The organism is Streptomyces sp. NPDC048484 (genome assembly GCF_040651415.1).
Taxonomy (GTDB): Bacteria; Actinomycetota; Actinomycetes; order Streptomycetales; family Streptomycetaceae; genus Streptomyces.
Window position 1 is genome coordinate 1 of sequence record NZ_JBEZJY010000014.1, and the last position, 23,159, is coordinate 23,159.

General features: G+C 69.9%; 17 protein-coding genes. 5 read left to right on the forward strand and 12 right to left on the reverse strand.

Annotation, left to right across the window (positions count from 1 at the left end; translation table 11 throughout):
- Positions 1–153 precede the first annotated feature (153 nt).
- The 4 genes from AB0D14_RS15950 to hrcA form a co-directional block, all read right to left on the reverse strand.
- The gene (locus AB0D14_RS15950) at positions 154–900 is read right to left on the reverse strand and encodes a 16S rRNA (uracil(1498)-N(3))-methyltransferase (protein ID WP_362779001.1); all 747 of its coding nucleotides are present in this window, start codon (positions 898–900) and stop codon (positions 154–156) included.
- The gene (locus AB0D14_RS15955; RefSeq protein WP_362779004.1) at positions 897–1,982 is read right to left on the reverse strand and encodes a nitronate monooxygenase; all 1,086 of its coding nucleotides are present in this window, start codon (positions 1,980–1,982) and stop codon (positions 897–899) included. Before AB0D14_RS15955 ends, AB0D14_RS15950 begins: the two co-directional genes overlap by 4 nt.
- 97 nt (positions 1,983–2,079) lie before the next feature.
- The gene (gene dnaJ / locus AB0D14_RS15960) at positions 2,080–3,219 is read right to left on the reverse strand and encodes a molecular chaperone DnaJ (protein WP_362779007.1); all 1,140 of its coding nucleotides are present in this window, start codon (positions 3,217–3,219) and stop codon (positions 2,080–2,082) included.
- On the reverse strand, positions 3,220–4,236 hold the full coding sequence (gene hrcA / locus AB0D14_RS15965) for a heat-inducible transcriptional repressor HrcA (protein ID WP_362779010.1): 1,017 nt from the start codon (positions 4,234–4,236) through the stop codon (positions 3,220–3,222).
- Between the two features lie 303 nt (positions 4,237–4,539).
- Here hrcA and AB0D14_RS15970 point away from each other — a divergent pair, with 303 nt between their 5' ends.
- Positions 4,540–5,340, forward strand: coding sequence for an MBL fold metallo-hydrolase (locus tag AB0D14_RS15970; RefSeq protein ID WP_362779013.1), 801 nt, complete (start codon positions 4,540–4,542; stop codon positions 5,338–5,340).
- 98 nt (positions 5,341–5,438) lie between these two features.
- Positions 5,439–6,242, forward strand: coding sequence for a DUF3097 domain-containing protein (locus AB0D14_RS15975; protein WP_362779015.1), 804 nt, complete (start codon positions 5,439–5,441; stop codon positions 6,240–6,242).
- A 130-nt stretch (positions 6,243–6,372) separates the two neighbouring features.
- Here the strand turns inward: AB0D14_RS15975 and hemW are convergent, their stop codons facing one another.
- Together hemW and AB0D14_RS15985 are read right to left on the reverse strand one after the other, a co-directional pair.
- A complete protein-coding gene (hemW, locus tag AB0D14_RS15980; RefSeq protein ID WP_362779018.1) occupies positions 6,373–7,605 on the reverse strand; it encodes a radical SAM family heme chaperone HemW in 1,233 nt (410 codons plus the stop codon).
- Positions 7,606–7,756: 151 nt separating this feature from the next.
- Positions 7,757–9,784 carry a SpoIIE family protein phosphatase gene (locus AB0D14_RS15985; protein WP_362779020.1) on the reverse strand — a complete coding sequence of 676 codons (2,028 nt, stop codon included), beginning with the start codon at positions 9,782–9,784 and terminating at the stop codon, positions 7,757–7,759.
- 181 nt (positions 9,785–9,965) lie between these two features.
- Between AB0D14_RS15985 and AB0D14_RS15990 the strand changes: the two genes are divergently transcribed.
- On the forward strand, positions 9,966–14,168 hold the full coding sequence (locus tag AB0D14_RS15990) for a HAMP domain-containing protein (RefSeq protein WP_362779022.1): 4,203 nt from the start codon (positions 9,966–9,968) through the stop codon (positions 14,166–14,168).
- A gap of 18 nt (positions 14,169–14,186) precedes the next feature.
- The gene (locus AB0D14_RS15995) at positions 14,187–14,771 is read left to right on the forward strand and encodes a response regulator (RefSeq protein ID WP_362779025.1); all 585 of its coding nucleotides are present in this window, start codon (positions 14,187–14,189) and stop codon (positions 14,769–14,771) included.
- A 131-nt stretch (positions 14,772–14,902) separates the two neighbouring features.
- Here AB0D14_RS15995 and AB0D14_RS16000 read toward each other — a convergent pair whose 3' ends face one another.
- Positions 14,903–16,789, reverse strand: coding sequence for an AMP-dependent synthetase/ligase (locus tag AB0D14_RS16000; RefSeq protein WP_362779028.1), 1,887 nt, complete (start codon positions 16,787–16,789; stop codon positions 14,903–14,905).
- 249 nt (positions 16,790–17,038) lie between these two features.
- Positions 17,039–18,913: a translation elongation factor 4 gene (lepA, locus tag AB0D14_RS16005; RefSeq protein ID WP_362779030.1), complete on the reverse strand. Its 1,875-nt coding sequence runs from the start codon at positions 18,911–18,913 to the stop codon at positions 17,039–17,041.
- A gap of 231 nt (positions 18,914–19,144) precedes the next feature.
- On the opposite strand from lepA, the gene rpsT reads away from it, so the two are divergent.
- On the forward strand, positions 19,145–19,411 hold the full coding sequence (gene rpsT, locus AB0D14_RS16010) for a 30S ribosomal protein S20 (protein ID WP_362779033.1): 267 nt from the start codon (positions 19,145–19,147) through the stop codon (positions 19,409–19,411).
- 464 nt (positions 19,412–19,875) lie between these two features.
- On the opposite strand, the gene holA is transcribed toward rpsT, so the two are convergent.
- The 4 genes from holA to AB0D14_RS16030 form a co-directional block, all read right to left on the reverse strand.
- Positions 19,876–20,862, reverse strand: coding sequence for a DNA polymerase III subunit delta (gene holA, locus AB0D14_RS16015; RefSeq protein WP_362779036.1), 987 nt, complete (start codon positions 20,860–20,862; stop codon positions 19,876–19,878).
- 85 nt (positions 20,863–20,947) lie between these two features.
- On the reverse strand, positions 20,948–21,193 hold the full coding sequence (locus tag AB0D14_RS16020) for a hypothetical protein (protein ID WP_362779038.1): 246 nt from the start codon (positions 21,191–21,193) through the stop codon (positions 20,948–20,950).
- A 64-nt stretch (positions 21,194–21,257) separates the two neighbouring features.
- Positions 21,258–22,139, reverse strand: a complete 882-nt coding sequence (locus AB0D14_RS16025) for a YceI family protein (RefSeq protein ID WP_362779040.1) — start codon at positions 22,137–22,139, stop codon at positions 21,258–21,260.
- Positions 22,140–22,328: 189 nt separating this feature from the next.
- Complete coding sequence (locus AB0D14_RS16030; RefSeq protein ID WP_362779043.1) at positions 22,329–23,156, reverse strand: arylamine N-acetyltransferase; 828 nt, start codon at positions 23,154–23,156, stop codon at positions 22,329–22,331.
- Positions 23,157–23,159 lie beyond the last annotated feature (3 nt).

Sequence of the window (23,159 nt, forward strand, 5' to 3'; positions counted from 1 at the left end):
TCCTCAAACGCCGGACGGGCTGGAATCCCAGCCTGTCCGGCGTTTGAGGACGAGCGCGTTCAGCGCGATGCGGGGGTCTGGGGGCGGCAGCCCCCAGGAACGGGACGGGTAGGGGCGGCGGGGGCGAGGAAAAGCCGTCGCCCGACCAGGCCGTCAGGCCCAGCGCCCCGTCCGGCCCAGCAGCAGCGCCACCGCCGCCGTCCCCGCCGTCGACGTCCGCAGCACACTGCGCCCCAGCCGGCACACCTTCGCCCCGGCCCCGGTGAACATCGTCAACTCCTCGGGCGAGACACCCCCTTCGGGACCGACGACCAGCACGATCTCCCCGACGGAGGGGAGTTCGACCGTCGCGAGCGGCAACCCCGGGTACTCCCGGTCCTCGTGCAGCACCGCCGCGAATTCCGCATTGGCGAGAAACGCGGCAACCTGCTTGGTCGTCATCGCGTCCGCGACCTGCGCGAAACGCACCCGCCGCGACTGCTTGCCGGCCTCACGGGCGGTGGCCCGCCACTTCCCGAGCGCCTTCAGCCCGCGCTCGCCCTTCCACTGCGTGACGCAGCGGGACGCCGACCAGGGGACGATCGCGTCGACGCCGGTCTCCGACATGGTCTCGACGGCGAGTTCACCGCGGTCACCCTTGGGCAGGGCCTGCACGACGGTGATACGGGGTACGGGGGCGGGCTCCTCCCGCACCTCGTGGAGGTCCGTCACGACGAGCCGGTCCTTGCCCTCGGCCGCCCTGACGATGCCGTCGGCCCAGCGGCCGAGCCCGTCGGTGAGGACCACGTCCTCGCCGGGCCGCAACCGCTTCACGGACACGGCGTGCCGCCCCTCGGGTCCTTCGAGCACGAACTCGGGCCCGCCGGGCATCGCGTCCACCACGAACACCGGAGCGGTCATCGGACCACGCCGCCGCCCGGGTGGGAAGACAACGCTGTCGTGGCGGCGGCGAGTTCGGCCGCCAGCACCTCCACCAGCTGCCCCGCCGGCAGCTCGCGGGCGAGCCGGTGCCCCTGTCCCGCCCACAACGCCATCCCCTGCGCGTCCCCGGCCTTGGCCGCCGCCTTGCGCAGGGGGGAGGTGAGGTGGTGGACCTCGGGGTAGGCGGCGGGCGCGTACGGCCCGTGCTCGCGTATGAAGCGGTTCATCAGGCCCCGGGCGGGCCGGCCGGAGAACGCCCGCGTCAACTGCGTACGTACGAAGAGGGGGTTGGTCAGTGCCTGCTTGTGCAGGGCGTTGGCGCCCGACTCGGGGGTGGCGAGGAAGGCCGTGCCCAGCTGGGCGGCGCTCGCGCCGGCGGCGAGCGCGGCGGCGATCTGGCTGCCGCGCATGATGCCGCCGGCCGCGACGATCGGGATCTGCACGGTCTCGCGGACCTGCGCGATGAGCGACAGCAGCCCTATGCCGGAGCCGTCGGTCTCCGGGTTGTCGCGGTGGGTGCCCTGGTGGCCGCCGGCCTCGACGCCCTGCACGATCACCGCGTCGGCGCCCGCCCACTGCACGGCCTGCGCCTCCTCGGCGGTGGTCGCCGTGACCAGGGTCAGCGTGCCTGCCCGGCTCAGGGAGTCCAGTACGTCACGCGTGGGGCAGCCGAAGTGGAAGGAGACGACCGGCACCGGGTTGTCGAGGAGGACGGCGAGCTTGGTCTCGTAGCCGTCGTCGCGTCCGCTGTCGGGGTCGCCCAGCTCGGTCTCGTACCAGGAGGCCTCACCGGCGAGCTGGTGGGCGTAGACCTCGACGGCCGACCGGTCGGCATACTCGGGCTGGGGCATGAACAGGTTCACGCCGAACGGCCGGCTCGTGGCCCCGCGCAGCTGCTTGATGTCCTCGTACATGCCGTCGGCCGTCTTGTACCCGGCGGCGAGAAAGCCGAGCCCCCCGGCCCCGGACACGGCCGCGGCGAGCTGCGGCACGGAGACGCCGCCCGCCATCGGGGCCTGCACGATCGGGAGGGGGAAAAGATCGGTCAGCGCGGAGGACATGACGGCATGTTGTCACGTCCTCCGCGCAAGTCCGAATCCGGCCGTCCGCCGGGCATAAGCCACCGCAATCGTCCTGCGGCGGGCCCGGCCCCACCGCTCACGAACGGCCGTTGAACGCATCCTTCAACCGGGAGAACAGTCCCTGCTGGCCGGGCTGGAACTGCCCGGTGGGCCGCTCCTCGCCGCGCAGCACGGCCAGCTCACGCAGCACCCGCTCCATCTCGGGGTCGAGCTTCGTCGGCGTCATGACCTCGACGTGGACGATGAGGTCCCCGCGCCCGCCGCCCCGCAGATGTGTGATGCCGCGGCCGTGCTTCGGAATCGACTGCCCGGACTGTGTTCCCGGACGGATGTCGACCTCTTCGAGCCCGTCGAGCGTCTCCAGCGGGACCTTCGTGCCCAGCGCCGCCGCGGTCATCGGAATGGTGACCGTGCAGTGCAGGTCGTCGCCGCGCCGCTGGAACATGTTGTGCGGCAGCTCGTGGATCTCGACGTACAGGTCACCGGCGGGGCCGCCGCCGGGTCCGACCTCGCCCTCGCCCGCGAGCTGGATCCGCGTGCCGTTGTCGACACCGGCGGGGATCTTCACGGTCAGGGTCCGGCGCGACCGCACCCGCCCGTCGCCCGCGCACTCGGGGCACGGCGTCGGAACGACCGTCCCGAACCCCTGGCACTGCGGACACGGCCGGGACGTCATGACCTGGCCCAGGAAGGACCGCGTGACCTGGGACACCTCACCGCGACCGCGACACATGTCACAGGTCTGCGCGGAGGTGCCCGGCGCGGCGCCCTCACCACTGCAGGTGGTGCAGACGACAGCCGTGTCGACCTGGATGTCCTTCGTCGTGCCGAAGGCCGCCTCGTCGAGCTCGATCTCCAGCCGGATCATCGCGTCCTGGCCGCGCCGTGTGCGGGACCGGGGGCCCCGCTGCGACGCCGTGCCGAAGAACGCGTCCATGATGTCCGAGAAGTTCCCGAAGCCGCCCGCGCCGAAGCCGCCCGCGCCACCGCCGCCCGCCTGGGACAACGGATCGCCACCGAGGTCGTGGAGCTGCTTCTTCTGCGGGTCCGACAACACCTCGTACGCGGCGTTGATCTCCTTGAAGCGCTCTTGCGTCTTCGGATCGGGATTGACATCCGGGTGCAGCTCGCGAGCGAGCCGCCGGAATGCCTTCTTGATCTCGTCCTGGGACGCTTCGCGGCTCACGCCGAGTACGGCGTAGTAGTCCGTGGCCACTTACGACTCCGCCAGGATCTGTCCTACGTACCGTGCCACCGCTCGTACCGCTCCCATCGTTCCGGGGTAATCCATGCGCGTCGGTCCGACCACGCCCAGTTTGGCGACTGCTTCGCCGCCCGAACCGTAACCGACCGACACCACAGAAGTGGAGTTGAGTCCCTCATGGGCATTCTCGTGACCGATCCGTACGGCCATGCCCGAATCGTTCACCTCACCCAGGAGTTTGAGGAGCACGACCTGCTCCTCCAACGCCTCAAGCACCGGACGGATGGTGAGGGGAAAATCATGTCCGAAGCGGGTCAGGTTGGCGGTGCCGCCGATCATCAGCCGCTCCTCGGTCTCCTCGACCAGAGTCTCCAGGAGAGTCGAGAGCACTGTCGAGACCGTACCCCGGTCCTCCGACTCGAAGGCGTCGGGGAGATCCTGCACCAGCAACGGGACGTCCGCGAAACGGCGGCCCGTGATCCGGCTGTTGAGCCGCGCGCGTAGATCTGCCACAGAGCCCTCCCCGAAGGGGGCCGGACAGTCCACCATGCGCTGCTCGACGCGGCCGGTGTCCGTGATCAGTACGAGCATGACGCGGGCCGGGGCCAGCGCCAGGAGCTCCACGTGACGCACGGTCGAGCGGGTGAGCGAGGGGTACTGGACGACGGCCACCTGCCGGGTGAGCTGCGCGAGGAGCCGTACGGTCCGCCCGACGACGTCGTCGAGGTCGACGGCGCCGTCCAGGAAGTGGTGGATCGCCCGCCGCTCCGGCGCGGTCATCGGCTTGACGCCCGCGAGCTTGTCGACGAAGAGCCGGTAGCCCTTGTCCGTGGGGATGCGGCCGGCACTGGTGTGCGGCTGCGCGATGAACCCCTCGTCCTCCAGGACCGCCATGTCGTTGCGGACGGTCGCCGGGGACACGCCGAGCCGGTGGCGCTCCGTGAGCGCCTTCGAGCCGACCGGCTCCTCCGTGCCCACGTAGTCCTGGACGATGGCGCGCAGCACTTCGAGCCTGCGTTCACTGAGCATCGCGCACACCTCCAGTTCGTCGTCGCCGCGGTCGTCTGTGGTCGGTCGTCGGTCGTCTTCAATGTCATCGCCTGGCACTCAGCGCGCGCGAGTGCCAGCATCCCCGGGCAAGTGTACGGCCGGTGGGTACGGCCCGGGCAAGGGCGGGCCTGCGATGCCGCGACGAAGAGCACACCGGGCACGGCGACGACATGGCAACGACATGGCAACGACATGGGGCGACGTGTACAGGGCTGTCCCGCTCTGTCGGGAACATCGGGGACATACGGAACATGCGGCTGTGCCTGCGGATAGCGTCGGCGTATGACGGTGACTTGGGAAGGGGCCGAGCGCGGCGGGCCCGGCTGGGAGGAGCTGTCCCCGCACGTGGGGCGGTGCCGGCTGCCGGTGTGGGACTGCACCGCCGGGCTCGTGGTGGGCGAGGACGCGGCGCTCATGATCGACGCGGGTTCGAGCGTGCGGGAGGGCGCGTGGCTGCGCGCGCGGGCGCGGCGGCTGCTCGGGGGCGGGCGGGTCACGCACCTCGCGCTCACACATCCGCACTTCGACCACGTGTTCGGGGCGGCGGCGTTCGCGGGGGTCGAGGTGTTCGGCGCGGTGGGCGTGGAGCGGGTTCTCGGCCAGGACCGGGAGGAACTGCGCGCGGACGCCGTGCGCAACGGCGCCGATCCTCGGGAGGCGGCCGAGGCGGCGGATCTCCTGGTCCAGCCGCGGCATCTCGTCTCCGGCGAACGGACGCTCGACCTGGGCGGAGGCCGACAGGCCCTGCTGGCCGACGTGGGTCCCGGTCACACGGCCCACGACCTGGCGGTCCTGGTGACCGGAACCGGAACCGGAACCGGAACCGGGACGGGAACCGGAGCCGGAGCCGGGGCCGGGGCCGATTCGCCGGGGATCGTCTTCTGCGGTGACCTGGTCGAGGAGTCCGGCGAACCCCAGGCGGGGCCCGACGCCGTGCCCTCCCACTGGCCCGCCGCGCTGGACCGGCTGCTGCAGCTCGGAGGCGAGGACGCGGTGTACGTGCCCGGGCACGGGGCGGTGGTGGACGCGGCGTTCGTACGGGCCCAACGGGACGCGCTGGCACGGCGTTTCGGCATGTCGTAGGCGGCGTTCCCACGCGTCCTGAGCGGTGCTTCGGCGTGTCGTGGGAGGGCTGGCGTGCATCCGGCCGGGGCCTTCTCCTATCGTCTATCGTCATCCGAATGCGCCAGTACTCAGCGGATATGACCCCTCCGTGGAAGAAGCCCAAGCCCGTGCCCGAGGTCGCGGCGGAGCCGGGGCTCGTGGTCGAGGAGCCCGGAACCGGGTTCTGCGGTGCCGTGATCCGCTGCGAGGCGGGGACGGTCACGCTGGAGGACCGCTTCGGCAAGCACCGGGTGTTTCCGCTGGAGCCTCGCGGGTTCCTGCTGGAGGGGCGCGTGGTGACGCTCGTACGCCCGTCCGCCGCGCCGGTACGCCGCACACGTACGGCATCGGGATCGGTCGCCGTGCCGGGGGCGCGGGCCCGGGTGGCCAGGGCCGGGCGCATCTACGTGGAGGGCCGCCACGACGCCGAACTGGTGGAACGGGTCTGGGGTGACGACCTCCGCGTCGAGGGGGTCGTCGTCGAGTACCTGGAGGGCATCGACGACCTGCCCGCCATCGTCGACGAGTTCGGTCCCGGGCCGGACGCGCGGCTGGGGGTCCTCGTGGACCATCTGGTCCCCGGCACGAAGGAGTCGCGTATCGCGGAGGCCGTGACGAGCGAGTACGCGCTCGTCGTGGGCCATCCGTACATCGACGTCTGGGAGGCCGTGAAGCCGGCGTCCGTGGGCATCCCCGCGTGGCCGCGCGTGCCGCGGGGGCAGGACTGGAAGACGGGGGTCTGCCGGGCGCTGCGGTGGCCCGAGAACACGGGGGCGGCGTGGGAGCGGATCCTCGGTTCGGTCCACTCCTACCGCGACCTCCAGCCGGAACTCCTCGGCCGGGTGGAGGAACTGATCGACTTCGTGACGACACCGGAGTAGACCGCGGGGCACTCTCCCAGCCCGTCCGGCGTTTGAGGACGAGCGAGTTCAGCGCGATCGCGGGGGTCTGGGGGCGCAGCCCCCAGGGACGGGACGGGAAGGGGCGGAGGGGGCGGCGGGGGCGAAAAGCTCAGTCCACCAGGTCCCGCACCACCGCGTCCGCCAGCAACCGCCCCCGCAGGGTGAGCACCGCGCGCCCCTCCTCGTACGGAACGGCCTGAATCAGCCCCTCGGCCAGCGCACGCGCGGCCGCCGCGAGACCGTCCGGCCGCAGCAGCGACAGAGGGCACCCCTCCAGGAGCCGAAGCTCCAGCAGGATCCGCTCGACCCTCCGGTCCTCCTCAGACAACAGCTCACGCCCCGCACCAGGAGACCGCCCCGCCGCCAGCGCCCCCGCATAAGCCCCAGGATGCTTGACGTTCCACCACCGCACCCCGCCCACATGGCTGTGGGCACCCGGACCGGCCCCCCACCAGTCGGCGCCCCGCCAGTACAGCTCGTTGTGGAGGCACCGGCCGGCTTCCGAGGTGGCCCAGTTGGAGACCTCGTACCAGGAGAAGCCAGCCTGCGACAGACGATCCTCGGCCATCAGGTACCGGTCCGCGTGTACGTCGTCGTCGGTCATCGGCACCTCGCCCCGCCGGATGCGCCGCGCGAGCTGCGTCCCCTCCTCGACGATCAGCGCGTACGCCGACACGTGGTCGGGCCCGGCGCCGATCGCCGCGTCGAGCGAGGCCCGCCAGTCGTCGTCGCTCTCCCCGGGCGTGCCGTAGATGAGGTCGAGGTTCACATGGTCGAAGCCGGCCGCGCGGGCCTCGGCGACACACGCCTCGGGCCGGCCGGGGGTGTGGGTGCGGTCGAGGATCTGCAGCACATGCGGGCGCGCGCTCTGCATGCCGAAGGAGATCCGGTTGAAACCGCCGGCCCTGAGCGTGGCCAGGTACTGCGGGTCGACCGACTCCGGGTTCGCCTCCGTGGTGATCTCGGCGTCGTCCGCGAGCCCGAACTCCTCGCGGACCGCCCCCAGCATCCGTACGAGATCGTCGGCGGCCAGCAGTGTGGGCGTACCGCCGCCGACGAAGACCGTGCGGACCGGCCGCGGGTCGTCGCCGAGGACCTTGCGGGCGAGGCGGACCTCGTCGGTCAGGGTCGAGGCGTAGTTGTCACGGGAGGCCAGCACACCCCCCGAGCCGCGCAGCTCCGTCGCCGTGTACGTGTTGAAATCGCAGTAGCCGCAGCGCGTCGCGCAGTACGGGACATGGAGGTAGAACCCGAGCGGACGGTCGGCCGCGCCGGCCAGGGCGTGCGCGGGCAGCGCCCCGTCGTCGGGGACGGGCTCGCCGTCGGGAAGTGCGGAAGGCATGTCCTCCATTGTCCCGTACGCACGGACACCCCGACGCCCAGATGTCTCGTACGCACAGATCTCTCGTACGCACGGATGTCTCGTACGCACGGATGTCTCGTACGCACGGATGTGCCTACTCCGCCCGCACCGCCCGCTCCGCCCGGACCGGCTACTCCGCCTGCAGCACCAGCAGCGCCAGATCGTCCTCCGGCGGCTTCCCGCCGAACTCGTGCACCAGCCGCCGGATCCGCTCTGCGATCAGCTCGGCGCTCAGCCCGGCGCACTCGGTGAGCGCCGCCGCGAGTCCGTTGTCGTCGTCGAACTGCCGGTGGCCGTTGCGCCGCTCCGTCGCGCCGTCCGTGACGCAGAGGATGCTGTCGCCGGGCCGCAGTTCGAAGGTCTCGCAGAGGAAGTCGGCGTCCTCGAAGACACCGAGGAGGGACTGCGGCTGGGCCACCTCGTAGACCTCCCCGGAGGGCTCCAGGAGCAGCGGCAGCGGGTGCCCGGCGGAGGCCATGGTGCAGCGCACCCCGCCCTCGACGGGCACGAGCTCGCCGTAGAGGAGGGAGAGGAAACGGGTCTGCGGCCCTTCGTCGGCGAGCCCCGCGCCACCGTCCGCCACCAGGGCGCGGGCCGCCGCGTCCGCGGTCTCGGTGGCGTCGTCGAGGAGCAGCCGGTTGAGCCGGTCGAGGACTTCGGGCACCGCGTATCCCTCACGGGCCAGCAGCCGCAGCCAGGGCCGGGCGAGGCCGATGACGACGGCCGCCTCGGGTCCCTTGCCCTGGACGTCACCGAGAGCGAAGCACCAGCGTCCGTCCCCGGCGGGGAAGAGGTCGTAGAAGTCCCCGCTCGGTCCGCCCTTGTCGCACGGCTCGTAGACGAGCGCGCTGCGCACCCCGGGGATCTCGGCGACCGCCCCGGGCAGCAGCCCGCGCTGCAGTACGCGGCTGATGGTGGCCTGGCGCGCGTACTGGCGGGCCGCTCCGATGGCGAGCGCGACGCGGCGGCTGAGGTCCTCGACGAGCCCCGTGATCTCGTCGGGGAAGTGGTCCTGCCCGGCCCGCCCGATGACGAGGGTGCCAAGCGGTCTGCCGCCGGCGATCAGCCGGTACGCGAGGGCCGATCCGCTCTCCGTCCTCGCGCCCAGCGCCTCGGCGGGCCAGGGCACGGGTACGGGCCTGGAGCGGGCCGACTCGGGCAGCTCGGGCGGGTCCTTCTCCAGGATCAGGCGCAGCTCCTCCATACGGTTCTCGCTGCTGTGCCAGACGCGGGCGAGCCGGGGTCCGCCGACGAGGCCCCCGTCGGAGCGGCCCGGTGCCTCGTCCTCCAGCCACACCGCGCACCAGTCGGCGAGCCGCGGCACGAGCAGCTGCCCGGTGAGCGCGGCGACCAGGTCCTCGTCGAGCTGGCCGGCGAGCAGGTCGGAGGCTTCGGCGAGGAAGGAAAGGGCGCCGCGGTTGAGCCAGTCCTGGTCCTGCACGCTGCGCCGGGGCGCGGGGGCGAGGATCTCGGCGGCCCGCTGTCCCCGCCGCAGGGCGTGCTCCCCTTCGTAGGCCTCCGTGACTCCCATGGCCCCCACAGCTCCCGCGGCCCCCATAGCTCCCGTAGCTCCCGTAGCTCCCGACTCCTCGACGGGCAGCCGCGCCCACACGGTCTTGATGCCGGTGCGGTAGGTGATGCCCCAGGCTTCGGAGAGCGCGGAGACGAGCCGCAGACCGCGGCCGTATTCGACGGCGTCGTGCGTCCGCCCGGCACCCTCGTCGCGCAGGACGCGCTCGGGGTGGTGGTCGGAGACCTCTATGACGAAGGCTTTCACGACGCCGGGCGCACTCACGGAAACGGATCCCTGCACGGAAGAAAGCCCTTGCACGGAGGCGGACCCCTTCGGGGACGCGAACCCCTGCGCGGAGGGTGTCCGGGCAGCCTCCGGACCCGTCGGCGCGGTCTCCGTACTGCCCGGGACCGTCGCCGAGCAGCCCTCCGTGCAGGGGTCGAGCCGGCACAGCAGTTCCACGTCCGTGCCGGCGTGCACGACCGCGTTCGTCACGAGTTCGCTGACGACCACCATCGCGTCACCGACAAGCCGGTCGGTAATCAACTCCTCGTCGTCCAGGACCAGTTCGGTCCATTTTGCGAGTGTCGAACGGACGAATCTACGTGCCGCGCCCGGCGCCAGAGAGTTACCCGGCAACGACATACGCGCCACTGCGTGCGGGCGTACCGTGGTTCCAGGGGCGCGGGACTCGGACTCTCGTTGCGTCGGAATGGCCCCCACTGTGCGGCTCCCTGAGCAGTTCGGACGAATACGCCTCAGGCGATGCCGCCACAGTGACAGACTGGCTACGCCCATAAGCGCCGAGTTACCGAAGTGGGCCACCATGAGTGAGAACAGTGCTATGCATGTGCTCGAAGACGGACAGCTTCGGGCATCGGATCTACGGCCGCTCCTCGCCGCCATGACCTCCGCCCGTGACGGCGACTTCCGCAAGGTGCCCGAGACGGGACACGGCATAGCGGCCGAGCTGGGCGCGGTGTTCAACCAGATACTGGACCGGAGTCTGCATTTCAACTCGGAGGCCCAGCGCGTCCGTCGCGAGGTCGTGCGCCACGGCCGGCTGGACGAGCGGCTCTCCGCGAGCCCCGGCCAGGGCCACTGGACGACCCGTGTCGACGACGTGAACCGCCTGCTCGACGCCCTGGTGGCGCCGGCCGCCAACGCGACGCGCGTCCTCGACGCCGTGGCGGGCGGTGATCTGACACAGCGGGTCGACCTGCACGACGGGAACCGTCAACTCCGTGGCGATCTGCGTCGTATGGGCCAGGCCGTCAACAAGATGGTCGATCAGCTCTCCCTGTTCACGGGTGAGGTGACCCGGGTGGCGCGAGAGGTCGGCACGGAGGGGCGGCTGGGTGGCCGCGCCAAGGTGAGCGGCCTGTCGGGAAGCTGGCGCGACGTGACCGAGGCGGTCAACACGATGGCGGCCCGGCTGACCGCCCAGGTCCGCGACATCGCCCTGGTGACCACGGCGGTGGCTCGTGGCGACCTGACCCGCACGGTGACGGTCGAGGCGACCGGCGAGCTGCTCGAACTGAAGCTGACCGTGAACACCATGGTCGAGCAGCTCTCCGCCTTCGCCGACGAGGTCACCCGCGTGGCCCGCGAGGTCGGCACGATGGGCGAGCTGGGCGGCCGGGCCCAGGTCCGCGGCGTGTCCGGGGTCTGGAAGGACCTCACCGACAACGTCAACTTCATGGCCTCGAACCTGACGTCGCAGGTGCGCAACATCGCTCAGGTGACGACGGCGGTGGCCAACGGCGACCTGAGCCAGAAGATCACCGTCGGCGCCCAGGGCGAGATCCTGGAGCTGAAGTCGACCATCAACACCATGGTCGACCAGCTCTCCGCCTTCGCCGACGAGGTCACCCGCGTGGCCCGCGAGGTCGGCACCGAGGGCAACCTCGGCGGCCGGGCCCAGGTCCGCGGCGTGTCCGGCGTCTGGAAGGACCTCACCGACAACGTCAACTTCATGGCCGACAACCTGACCTCGCAGGTGCGCAACATCGCGCTCGTGTCGACCGCCGTGGCCCAGGGCGACCTCGGCAAGAAGATCACGGTCGAGGCGAAGGGCGAGATCCTGGAGCTGAAGTCGACCATCAACACCATGGTCGACCAGCTCTCCGCCTTCGCCGACGAGGTCACCCGCGTGGCCCGCGAGGTCGGCACCGAGGGCAACCTCGGCGGTCAGGCCCAGGTCCGCGGCGTGTCCGGCGTCTGGAAGGACCTCACCGACAACGTCAACTTCATGGCGCTGAACCTCACCTCCCAGGTGCGCAACATCGCCCAGGTGACCACGGCCGTCGCCAACGGCGACCTCTCCAAGAAGATCACCGTCGACGCGCGCGGCGAGATCCTGGAGCTGAAGGACACCGTCAACACGATGGTGGAGCAGCTGCGGGCCTTCGCCGACGAGGTGACGAGGGTGGCCCGCGAGGTCGGCACCGACGGACGCCTCGGCGGCCGGGCCCAGGTGCTCGGCGTCTCCGGTGTGTGGCGGGACCTCACCGACAACGTCAACTACATGGCGGACAACCTGACCTCACAAGTCCGCAACATCGCGCAGGTCGCCACCGCGGTGGCCCAGGGCGACCTGTCGAAGAAGATCGACGTCGACGCGCGCGGCGAGATCCTGGAGCTGAAGAGCACCATCAACACGATGGTGGACACGCTGTCGTCCTTCTCCTCCGAGGTCACGCGCGTGGCCCGCGAGGTGGGCTCCGAAGGACAGCTCGGCGGCCAGGCACGGGTCGAGGGCGTGTACGGCACCTGGAAGCGCCTGACGACGAACGTGAACGAGCTGGCGTCGAACCTCACCACCCAGGTCCGCGCGATCGCCGAGGTGGCGTCCGCGGTGGCCCAGGGCGACATGTCCCGCTCCATCACGGTGGAGACCCAGGGCGAGGTCGACGAGCTCAAGGACAACATCAACCTGATGGTGGCCAACCTCCGCGAGACCACCCGCGCCAAGGACTGGCTGGAGTCGAACCTCGCCCGTCTCGCCGCCCTCATGCAGGGCCACCGGGACCTGATGGAGGTCGCCGACCTGATCCTGCGCGAGCTGACCCCGCTGGTGAACGCGCAGTACGGCGCCTTCTTCCTGGCCGACCCGGAGATGGACAAGACGACCCTGCAGACGGCCCTGCCCATCAAGGGGCTCGCCTTCATCGCCGGATACGGGTCGGCGCAGAGCGCGACGGTCGACACGGTCAGCATGCCGGTGCACGGGCTCGTACGGCAGGCCGCCCGCGAGCGGAAGCGGATCCTGGTGGAGGAGGCCCCGCCGGACTACATCAAGATCAACAGCGGTCTGGGCGAGGCGTCCCCCGCGAGCGTCGTCATCATCCCGATCCCCTTCGAGGACAAGCTGCTCGGCGTGATCGAGCTCGCCTCGTTCTCCCGCTTCTCCGACGTCCACCTGGCGTTCTTCGACCAGTTCGTGAACACCATCGGCGTCGCGATCAACACCATCATCGCCAACTCCCGTACGGAGTCCCTGCTCGGCGAGTCCCAGCGGCTGGCCATCCAGCTCCAGGACCGCTCCGACGAGCTCCAGTCGCAGCAGGCCGAGCTGCGGCGTTCGAACGCCGCGCTGGAGGAGAAGGCGGCGCTGTTGGCGACGTCGTCCCAGTACAAGTCGGAGTTCCTGGCGAACATGTCGCACGAGCTGCGCACGCCGCTCAACTCGCTGCTGATCCTCGCCCGGCTGCTCTCCGACAATCCGGACGGTCATCTCTCCGACCAGGAGGTGCAGTTCGCTACGACGATCCACCGGTCGGGATCCGACCTCCTGCAGCTCATCAACGACATCCTCGACCTCTCGAAGATCGAGGCCGGCCGGATGGACGTACGCCCCAAGAAGCTGCCGCTGATCAAGCTGCTCGACTACGTGCACGCCACCTTCCGCCCGCTCACCATCGACCGGGGCCTCGCCTTCGAGGTGGCCGTCGGCGAGGACGTACCGCGCGAGATGTTCTCGGACGAGCAGCGGCTCCAGCAGATCCTGCGCAACCTGCTCTCCAACGCGATCAAGTTCACCGCGTCGGGCCGGGTCGAGCTGCGCGTCAACCGCGTCAAGAACCCCGAGCCCCACATCACCCGCGAGAGCAGCGACAACGTGATCGCGTTCGCGGTCTCCGACACCGGCATCGGTATCGCCCAGGAGAAACTCCCGGTGATCTTCGAGGCGTTCCAGCAGGCCGACGGCACGACGAACCGCAAGTACGGCGGCACCGGCCTCGGCCTGTCCATCAGCAGGGAGATCGCGGGCCTGCTGGGCGGCCGCATCATCGCCGAGAGCACGCCGGGCAAGGGCTCCACCTTCACGCTGTACGTGCCTGTCGTCAGCCCCGGACACCCGACCGGGCCGGGCATCGAGGACCGGGCCCTGCCCATGCTCGTGCCCGAACAACTGTCCAGCGAGCCCTTCAGCGTCCACGACCAGGACGACAGCTGGCCCGCGCCCACCAAACTGGAGGAGTGGAAGACGGGCCGTGCGGGTCAGGTCCTGCCGGGGCGACGGGTGCTGATCGTGGACGACGACATCCGCAACGTCTTCGCGCTCACCCACGTACTGGGCCGGGTCGGGATGCCCGTCCTGTACGCGGAGAACGGTCGCGAGGGCATCGAGGCGCTGGAGCGCAACCCGGACGTCGGACTCGTCCTGATGGACATCATGATGCCGGAGATGGATGGGTACGAGACCATCTCCGTCATCCGGCGCACCCCGCGCTGGGCCGGACTTCCCATCGTCGCCCTCACCGCCAAGGCGATGCCGGGCGACCGCGAGAAGTCCATCGCACGCGGTGCGAACGACTACGTACCCAAGCCGGTGGACGTCGATCAGCTGCTGACCGTCGTCTGCGCCCTCCTGGACCCCGAGGGCCCGGACGCCGATGGGCAGAACACCGAGGAGCGGGACACGGCCGAGGAGCTGGGCACCAAAGAACTGGAGGGCTCCGCCACAACCGCCATCGCTGGAGCCGGCGTTTCGGATGATCCCGCTGTCCCACCGCCGAACGAATGAGGCAGGCAATCGATCACCATGAGCACTGAGGCATCGACCGACGAGCGCGCCAGCATCCTCCTCGTGGACGACATGGAGGACAACCTGGTCGCGCTGGAGGCCGTCCTGGGGTCCCTCAACGAGCCGCTCGTCCGCGCCCAGTCCGGTGAGGAGGCGATGAAGGCGCTGCTGCGGCAGCGCTTCGCGGTCGTCCTGCTCGACATCCGAATGCCGGGCATGGACGGGTTCGAGACCGCCGCGAACATCAAGCGGCTCGACCAGACCAAAGATGTACCGATCATCTTCCTGACCGGCACGGACTCCGACGCGGGCTACGCGTTCCGCGGGTACGCCACCGGAGCCGCCGACTATCTCACCAAGCCGTTCGACCCCTGGGTGCTGCGTGCCAAGGTGACCGTCTTCCTCGATCTGCACCGCAAGAACCGGCAGTTGGAGCGGATGCTCGCCCGTGAGCAGGCGCAGTTCGACGAACTCGCCGACCGTCTGCACGCGATCGAGACGCACATGTCGGCCAGCGATCTCGCCGATGTGGCCTCACTGCGCCAGCATGTGCGCCACATGGAAGACCTGTTGCGCGAGATGCGGAGGGGACGGGGTCTGTGACCCCGCCCCTCCTCTCAGGCCGCTGCGGAACTGCCACGCAGCGGCCGTACACCGGCGAGCCGTGAGCCCGCGCGGGTGCGGGAGCCGGCCCCCCGGAGGCCGGGGACGGGGCCGGCTCCCCTCACCGACGACTACGCCTCCCGCGTACCCGCGTACATCTCGTCGATCAGGTGCCGGTACTCCCGCTCCACGACCGGGCGCTTCAGCTTGAGGCTCGGGGTCAGTTCGCCGTGCTCGATGTCGAGGTCACGCGGCAGGAGCTTGAACTTCTTGATGGTCTGCCAGCGCTGGAGGCCCTCGTTGAGCGTCCTCACATAGCCGTCGATCAGCTTGACCGTCGTGGGGTCGGCGACGACCTCGGCGTACGACTTGCCCTCCAGACCGTTGTCCGCGGCCCAGCCGAGGAGGGACGGCTCGTCCAGGGCGATGAGCGCGGTGCAGAAGTTCCGGTCGGCGCCGTGCACGAGGATGTTGGAGACGTACGGGCAGACGGCCTTGAACTGGCCCTCGACCTCGGCGGGCGCGATGTACTTGCCACCCGAGGTTTTGATGAGGTCCTTCTTGCGGTCCGTGATGCGCAGGTAGCCGTCCGGGGACAGCTCCCCGATGTCGCCGGTGTGGAACCATCCGTCGGACTCCAGGACCTCGGCGGTCTTCTCGGGCTGCCCGTGGTAGCCCTCCATGATGCCGGGACCGCGCAGCAGGATCTCTCCGTCGTCCGCGATCCGCACCTCGGTGCCGGGCAGCGGCTTGCCGACCGTGCCCGTACGGTACGCCTCTCCGGGGTTCACGAAGGAGGCCGCGGACGACTCCGTGAGTCCGTAACCCTCCAGAATGTGGATGCCGGCGCCCGCGAAGAAGTAGCCGATCTCGGGCGCGAGCGCGGCGCTGCCGGAGACGCAGGCGCGGAGATTGCCGCCGAAGGCCTCACGGATCTTGGCGAAGACGAGCGCGTCCGCGACCTTGTGCTTGGCGGAGAGGGGGAAGGGCGCGGAGGCGACGCCGGTACGGCGGAAGTTGTCCTGCGTGACCTTCGCGTACTCGCGGCCGACCCCGGCCGCCCACTGGAAGATCTTGTACTTGGCGCCGCCGCCTGCCCGCGCCTTGGCCGCGACCCCGTTGTAGACCTTCTCGAAGATACGCGGCACGGCCGCCATGTACGTCGGCTGCACGATCGGCAGATTCTCGATGATCTTGTCCACGCGGCCGTCGACGGCCGTCACGTGCCCGCACTCGATCTGCCCGGACGTGAGCACCTTGCCGAAGACGTGCGCGAGCGGCAGCCACAGGTACTGGACGTCCTCCCGGCCGACCAGACCGGTCGCGGAGATGGCCTTGGCCATGTACGACCAGTTGTCGTGCGGCAGCCGTACGCCCTTGGGGCGGCCGGTGGTGCCGGAGGTGTAGATGAGAGTCGCGAGCTGGTCCTTGGTGATCGCCCCGACCTTGTCCTTGATCAGGTCGGGGTTCTTCTCCAGATACGCGGCACCCCGCTGCTCCAGCTCGGCGAGGCTGAGCACCCAGTCGCCCTCGTCGTCGGCGAACTCGACACCGGTGGAGTCGATGACCACGACGTGGGTGAGCCCGGGGAACTCGGCGCGCTTCTCGCGGGCCTTGGCAAGCTGCTCCGCGTCCTCCGCGATCAGCACCTTGCTGTCGGAGTCGGAGAGGATGAAGGCCGACTCGTCCGCCTTGGTCGACGGATAGATGGTGGTGGTCGCCCCACCGGCGCACATGATGCCGAGGTCGGCGAGGATCCACTCGACGCGGGTGGCGGAGGCGAGCGCGATGCGCTGCTCCGGCAGCACGCCCAGTTCGATCAGACCGGCCGCGATCGCGTAGACCCGGTCGGCCGCCTGGGCCCAGCTCAGCGACTTCCACTCGTCGGGCCCCGCGCCCGAGGCGGCGGGCACCGGATAGCGGTACGCCTCCGCGTCCGGCGTGGCCGCCACCCGCTCCAGGAAGAGGGCCGCCACGGACGGCGGACGGTTCTCGATCAGGGTCTGTGTGTCGCTCACGACATCCTCCGGGGCCCGCGACAGCGCGTATGACTGGCTCGTTGCGGTTTGGCTGCGGTCGTTGTTAACTCGCGAGTAACGTCGAGTGGTGATCAGAGTAAAGCCCGTCCGCCCGGCGCGTAAGAGGCCGCGGCCTGTCACTTCCTACAGAGCCTGGGCAGAACGAGGCGGTCCGTTGACGCCGTGAGCCCGCCGCGCGAAAGCACGACGGGCCCACGTTCTCGGGCCTGGCCCGATGGTTGCTGGGGGCTACTTCTTCCCCTTGCCGGTGCCGCCGCTGTCGTCACTGGACAGCACGGAGATGAACGCTTCTTGCGGAACCTCCACAGAGCCCACCATCTTCATCCGCTTCTTGCCCTCCTTCTGCTTCTCAAGGAGCTTCCGCTTACGGGAGATGTCACCGCCGTAGCACTTGGCGAGGACGTCCTTGCGGATGGCGCGGATGGTCTCGCGGGCGATCACCCGGGAGCCGATGGCGGCCTGGATGGGAATCTCGAACGCCTGGCGCGGGATCAGCTCGCGCAGCTTGGCGACGAGCCGCACTCCGTACGCGTACGCCGCGTCCTTGTGCGTCACGGCGGAGAAGGCGTCGACGCGGTCGCCGTGGAGCAGGATGTCGACCTTCACCAGCGAGGCGTCCTGCTCGCCGGTGGGCTCGTAGTCCAGGGAGGCGTACCCGCGGGTCTTGGACTTCAGGTTGTCGAAGAAGTCGAAGACGATCTCGGCGAGCGGGAGCGTGTAGCGGATCTCGACGCGGTCCTCGGACAGGTAGTCCATCCCGAGGAGGGTGCCGCGACGGGTCTGGCAGAGCTCCATGATCGAGCCGATGAACTCGCTGGGAGCGAGGACCGTGGCCCGGACGACCGGCTCGAAGACCTTGTCGATCTTGCCCTCGGGGAACTCGCTCGGGTTGGTGACCGTGTGTTCCTTCCCGTCCTCCATGATCACGCGGTAGACCACGTTGGGCGCGGTGGCGATGAGTTCGAGGTTGAACTCGCGCTCCAGGCGCTCACGGACGACGTCGAGGTGCAGCAGACCGAGGAACCCGACGCGGAAGCCGAAGCCGAGGGCCGCGGAGGTCTCGGGCTCGTAGACCAGGGCGGCGTCGTTGAGCTGGAGCTTGTCCAGCGCCTCACGCAGGTCGGGATAGTCCGAGCCGTCCAGCGGATACAGACCGGAGAAGACCATCGGCTTCGGGTCCTTGTACCCGCCGAGGGCCTCGGTGGCGCCCTTGTCCTTGCTGGTGATCGTGTCACCGACCCTGGACTGACGGACGTCCTTCACGCCGGTGATGATGTAGCCCACCTCGCCGACGCCGATGCCGTCGGCCGGGGTCATCTCGGGGGACGAGACGCCGATCTCGAGGAGCTCGTGCGTGGCGCCGGTCGACATCATCTTGATGCGCTCGCGCTTGCTGAGCTGCCCGTCGATGACACGGACGTACGTGACCACGCCCCGGTAGGAGTCGTAGACCGAGTCGAAGATCATCGCGCGGGCCGGGGCGTCCGCGGCGCCGACCGGGGCCGGGACGTCACGGACGACCCGGTTCAGCAGCGCGTCGACGCCGATGCCGGTCTTCGCCGAGACCTTGAGCACGTCCTCCGGCTGGCAGCCGATGAGATTGGCCAGCTCCTCGGAGAACTTCTCGGGCTGGGCGGCCGGCAGGTCGATCTTGTTCAGTACGGGGATGATCTTGAGGTCGTTCTCCATCGCCAGGTAGAGGTTGGCGAGGGTCTGGGCCTCGATGCCCTGAGCGGCGTCGACGAGGAGGACGGTGCCCTCACAGGCGGCGAGCGACCGCGAGACCTCGTACGTGAAGTCGACGTGCCCGGGGGTGTCGATCATGTTGAGGACGTGGGTCTCGCCCTGGTTGTCCCCGGAGGTCGGGGCCCAGGGCAGTCGCACGGCCTGGGACTTGATCGTGATGCCCCGCTCGCGCTCGATGTCCATGCGGTCGAGGTACTGAGCGCGCATCTGCCGCACGTCGACCACTCCGGTGAGCTGGAGCATCCGGTCGGCGAGCGTGGACTTGCCGTGGTCGATGTGCGCGATGATGCAGAAGTTGCGGAGCAGGGCCGGGTCGGTACGGCTCGGCTCGGGCACGTTGTTAGGGATCGCGGGCACGCAGGGTCCTGTCTCTTGAGGCGCCTGTCGCCTCGGGTCGGATCGATACGTAGGCTCCATGGTCCCACGGGTGGCGGCGTGCGACCGGTTTGGGCCGTCCGCAGGGCGACTGCTAATCTGGGCAGCTGTGTCTCATGCCCTCTCTGCAGGGGACACGCAGGAATCAGTAAGAACTCATCGGCGCTCGAGACGTGACCGTCTTGCGCGCCTGAACCTGAGAAGGCTCATTTCGTGGCGAACATCAAGTCCCAGATCAAGCGGATCAAGACCAACGAGAAGGCTCGGCTGCGCAACAAGGCCGTCAAGTCCTCCCTGAAGACCGCGATCCGCAGGGCCCGCGAGGCCGCTGCCGCGGGTGACGTCGAGAAGGCCACGGCTGCCGCGCGCGAAGCCTCGCGCAAGCTGGACAAGGCTGTCTCGAAGGGCGTCATCCACAAGAACCAGGCCGCCAACAAGAAGTCGGCGCTTGCTTCGAAGGTCGCCACCCTCAAGGTCTGAACCTCTGCCGAGCGCCGGGCCACGGCCCTGCACTCACTTGATTCGAATGATTCGAACGCCGGAAGGACCTGAGCGGGCCCTCTCTCATCCGCTCCCGACCGGCACCCCGACTCGTACGCGACTGCGTTCGCCACGCGGGTACGAGTCCCCAGCTTGAACCGGGCCCCGGTCCTCACCCTTTCCAGGGCGAGGACCGGGGCTCGTCTTTCAGCCCGTCCGGCGGCGTCTTTCAGCCCGTCCGGCGTTTGAGGACGAGGCCGTCCAGGCCGACAGGGGGGTCTGGGGGCGCAGCCCCCAGGGTCGGGACGGGGAGGGGCGGCGGGGGCGAGAAACGGTGGCGGATGCTGGCCGGACGACCGGACGGTCAGGCGGTCAGGCGGTCAGGCGGTCAGGCGGCAACGCCGCTCAGCGGCGCCTGGCGGCGGTCAAGCGGCAAACGCCGGCCAGCGACGCCCAGGGGCCGGTCAGCCACGCCGCAGGCGAGCCGCACGGGCAACCGTGACGACAGCCTTCTCCAACGCGTACGCAGGGTCATCACCACCCCCCTTGACCCCCGCATCGGCCTCCGCAACCGCCTGCAACGCGACAGCGACCCCATCAGGAGTCCACCCCCGCATCTGCTGCCGAACCCGGTCGATCTTCCACGGCGGCATCCCCAGCTCTCGCGCCAGGTCGGCCGGACGCCCACCCCGCGCGGAGGACAGCTTTCCGATGGCCCGCACACCCTGCGCCAGCGCACTCGTGATCAGGACGGGGGCGACCCCGGTCGACAGGGACCACCGCAGGGCCTCCAGCGCCTCCGCCGCCCGCCCCTCGACCGCCCGGTCCGCCACCGTGAAGCTGGAGGCCTCCGCGCGGCCGGTGTAGTACCGCCCGACGACCGCCTCGTCGATCGTCCCCTCGACGTCCGCGACCAACTGGGTCACCGCGGAAGCCAGCTCCCGCAAGTCGCTCCCGATCGAGTCGACGAGGGCCTGGCACGCCTCAGGCGTCGCCGACCGGCCCAGCGCCCGGAACTCGCTCCGCACGAAGGCCAGCCGGTCCGCCGGCTTCGTCATCTTCGGGCAGGCGATCTCCCGCGCCCCCACCTTGCGCGCGGCATCGAGCAGCGCCTTGCCCTTGGCCGCCCCCGCGTGCAGCAGCACGAGCGTGATCTCCTCGGCCGGAGCGTTCAGGTACGCCTTCACGTCCTTGATCGTGTCGGCCGACAGATCCTGCGCGCCCCGCACCACGACGACCTTGCGCTCGGCGAAGAGCGACGGGCTCGTCAGCTCGGCGAGCGTGCCCGGCTGCAGTTGGTCCGACGTGAGGTCCCGTACGTCGGTGTCCGCGTCGGCGGCGCGCGCGGCGGCCACCACCACCTGCACGGCACGGTCGAGCAGAAGGTCCTCCTGCCCCACGGCGATCGTGACAGGAGCGAGCGGATTGTCGTGTGCAGAGTTCCTGGCCATCGCGCCCTAGCATCCCACGCACCACCGACAACGGGCCCGCGACTACGCCTCTGCCACAGCTCCCCTCCACGGTTCCTCGGCTCCTCTACGGTTCCTCGCGCCAGCCGTCCCACTCCCCCGCGAACTCGTCCAGCTCCCGGGCATCGAGCCGCCCGCTCTCGTCCCGCAGTACGAGCAGCCACTGGGCGTCCTCGGCATCGTCCTCACCGGCCAGGGCGTCCCGTACGAGCTGTGGCTCCTCTTCGAGGGCGAACCGCTCCCCGAGCGCCTGCGACGCCTCCTGCGCGGCATCGCGGTCGGGCAGCACCAGTACATGTCTCACGTCGCTCACCCGGCCATTTTCCGGCACCGGAACGGCGCCTCGCACCGGGGCAGCCCTCGGGGACGGCCCCGGGTCAGCCCTTGGGGACGATCTGTATGTCCAGGTCGACCGTGATGCTCGTCCCGACCATGGCGATACCCCGCGCGAGCATCGACTGCCAGCTCACCGTGAAGTCGTCGCGCCGCAACTCGGTGGTGGCCCGGCAGGCCGCCCGCACCTCGCCCTCCGTGCCGCTGCCGACTCCGAGATACTCCGCATCGAGCGTGACCGTCCGTGTCACCCCGTGCAACGACAGCGCTCCGGTGATCCCCCACCGGCTGCCGCCCCGGTGCGTGAACCGGTCGCTGTAGAACTCCACCGTCGGAAACCGGTCCACATCCAGGAAGTCCGCGGACTTCAGGTGCCCGTCGCGCATCTTGACGTTGGTGTCGACGGACGCCGCGTCGATCACCACGTGCATGGCCGACCGCTCCATGCCCTCGGTCATCCGCACTATTCCCGCGAAGGTGTTGAACCTGCCCCGCACCCGCGCCATCCCGATATGCCGTGCGGTGAAACCGATCGAGGAATGGGTCGGCTCTATCTCCCAGTCCCCCGGCCCCGGTAAGGAGGGCGGTGCAGCGAGGTTCAGGATCACATCGCCGACCGCGGCCACCTCGTTCTCGGGCACCGTGACGTTCGACCGGTACGGGGCGAATCCCTCGGCCGACACCGCGAGCCGGTACTCACCGGCGGGGACCGTCACCAGGAAGGACCCGAACGGGTCCAGTTCCCCTCCGACCACGTTGCGCCCCGCGGTGTCCGTGACCACGAACTCCGCGTCCGGCACCGGCTGGTTGACGGGGTCCAGCACCCGGCAGCCGAGCACTCCGGCACCGGCCGGCATCGGCACAGCGGCGAGACGACCCGCCGCCTGCGCCCGGTTCGAACGGTTCCCCAGCCAGCTGCCGACCATCTGCGACCCACCCTCGCGTCAACACACACCGTGAAAACACTCGTTGTTGGGGAGGTATTCGACCACTGATGCGACTTTCGAGGCAACACACGACTACATCGCAGGAAACCAGCACATGCGCTGGCACTGCGAACGAGTAGCCCGAATTGTTCGTTCCGTTTACGTTCTCCCCTCAGGTGCGTTTTCCCTTCAGGCGCTGCCTTTCCGGACAACCGGGACGCGCTCCAGCACGATCCCGAACCGCTCCCGGTACACCTCCAACGCCTCCTCGTCCGAGGCCAGCTCCGCCACCTCCTTCCCGCCGTCGGGGTCCGTGACCGTGAGAGTGCGCCCGCTGAGCGTGATCCGCCCGCCGTCCTCGGTGACCCGTGAGCAGACCAGCGACTGTGTGAAGTGCGACGCCGACGACGTGCTGTGCCACCACGCTCCGGCCACGAAGTCCCCGAGCACCCGCGGTCGCGTCTCCAGCCGGTACTGCGACTTGCCGTCCCGCACCACCTCCAGATCCCCGAACTCCCCCGCGCTCCCCCGCACCCCGGCCGGATCCGCCCCGGCCACGATCACCCGGAACGTGCCGGCCGGATCCGCCTGCTCGCCCCGCTCCCCGAAGGCCAGCGGGTAGTGGCTGTGCGCCCCGAACCCGACGTCGGCCAGCCAGTCGCCCCCGTCCACCGTCCGGACCCGCAACGCCAGATGGTCGTACGGAATCCCGAGCCGCTCCTCCTCCCCGTACACCCGCCCGGCGAGCAGTGTCACGTCGAAGCCCAGCGCCTTGAGCAGCGCGCCGAACGCCCCGTTCAGTTCGTAGCAGAAGCCACCCCTGCGAGCGCCCACCACCTTGTCCAGGAGCCGCTTCTCGTCCAGCGCGATCTCCTCACCGAGGTGGATCGACAGGTTCTCGAACGGGACGGTCAGCAGGTGGCGCAGCTGGAGTTCACGGAGTACGTCGGCGGTGGGCCAGGCGGGGTGGGTGACGCCGATCCGGCGGAGGTAGGCATCGACCTGTGCGGGTTTCATTCC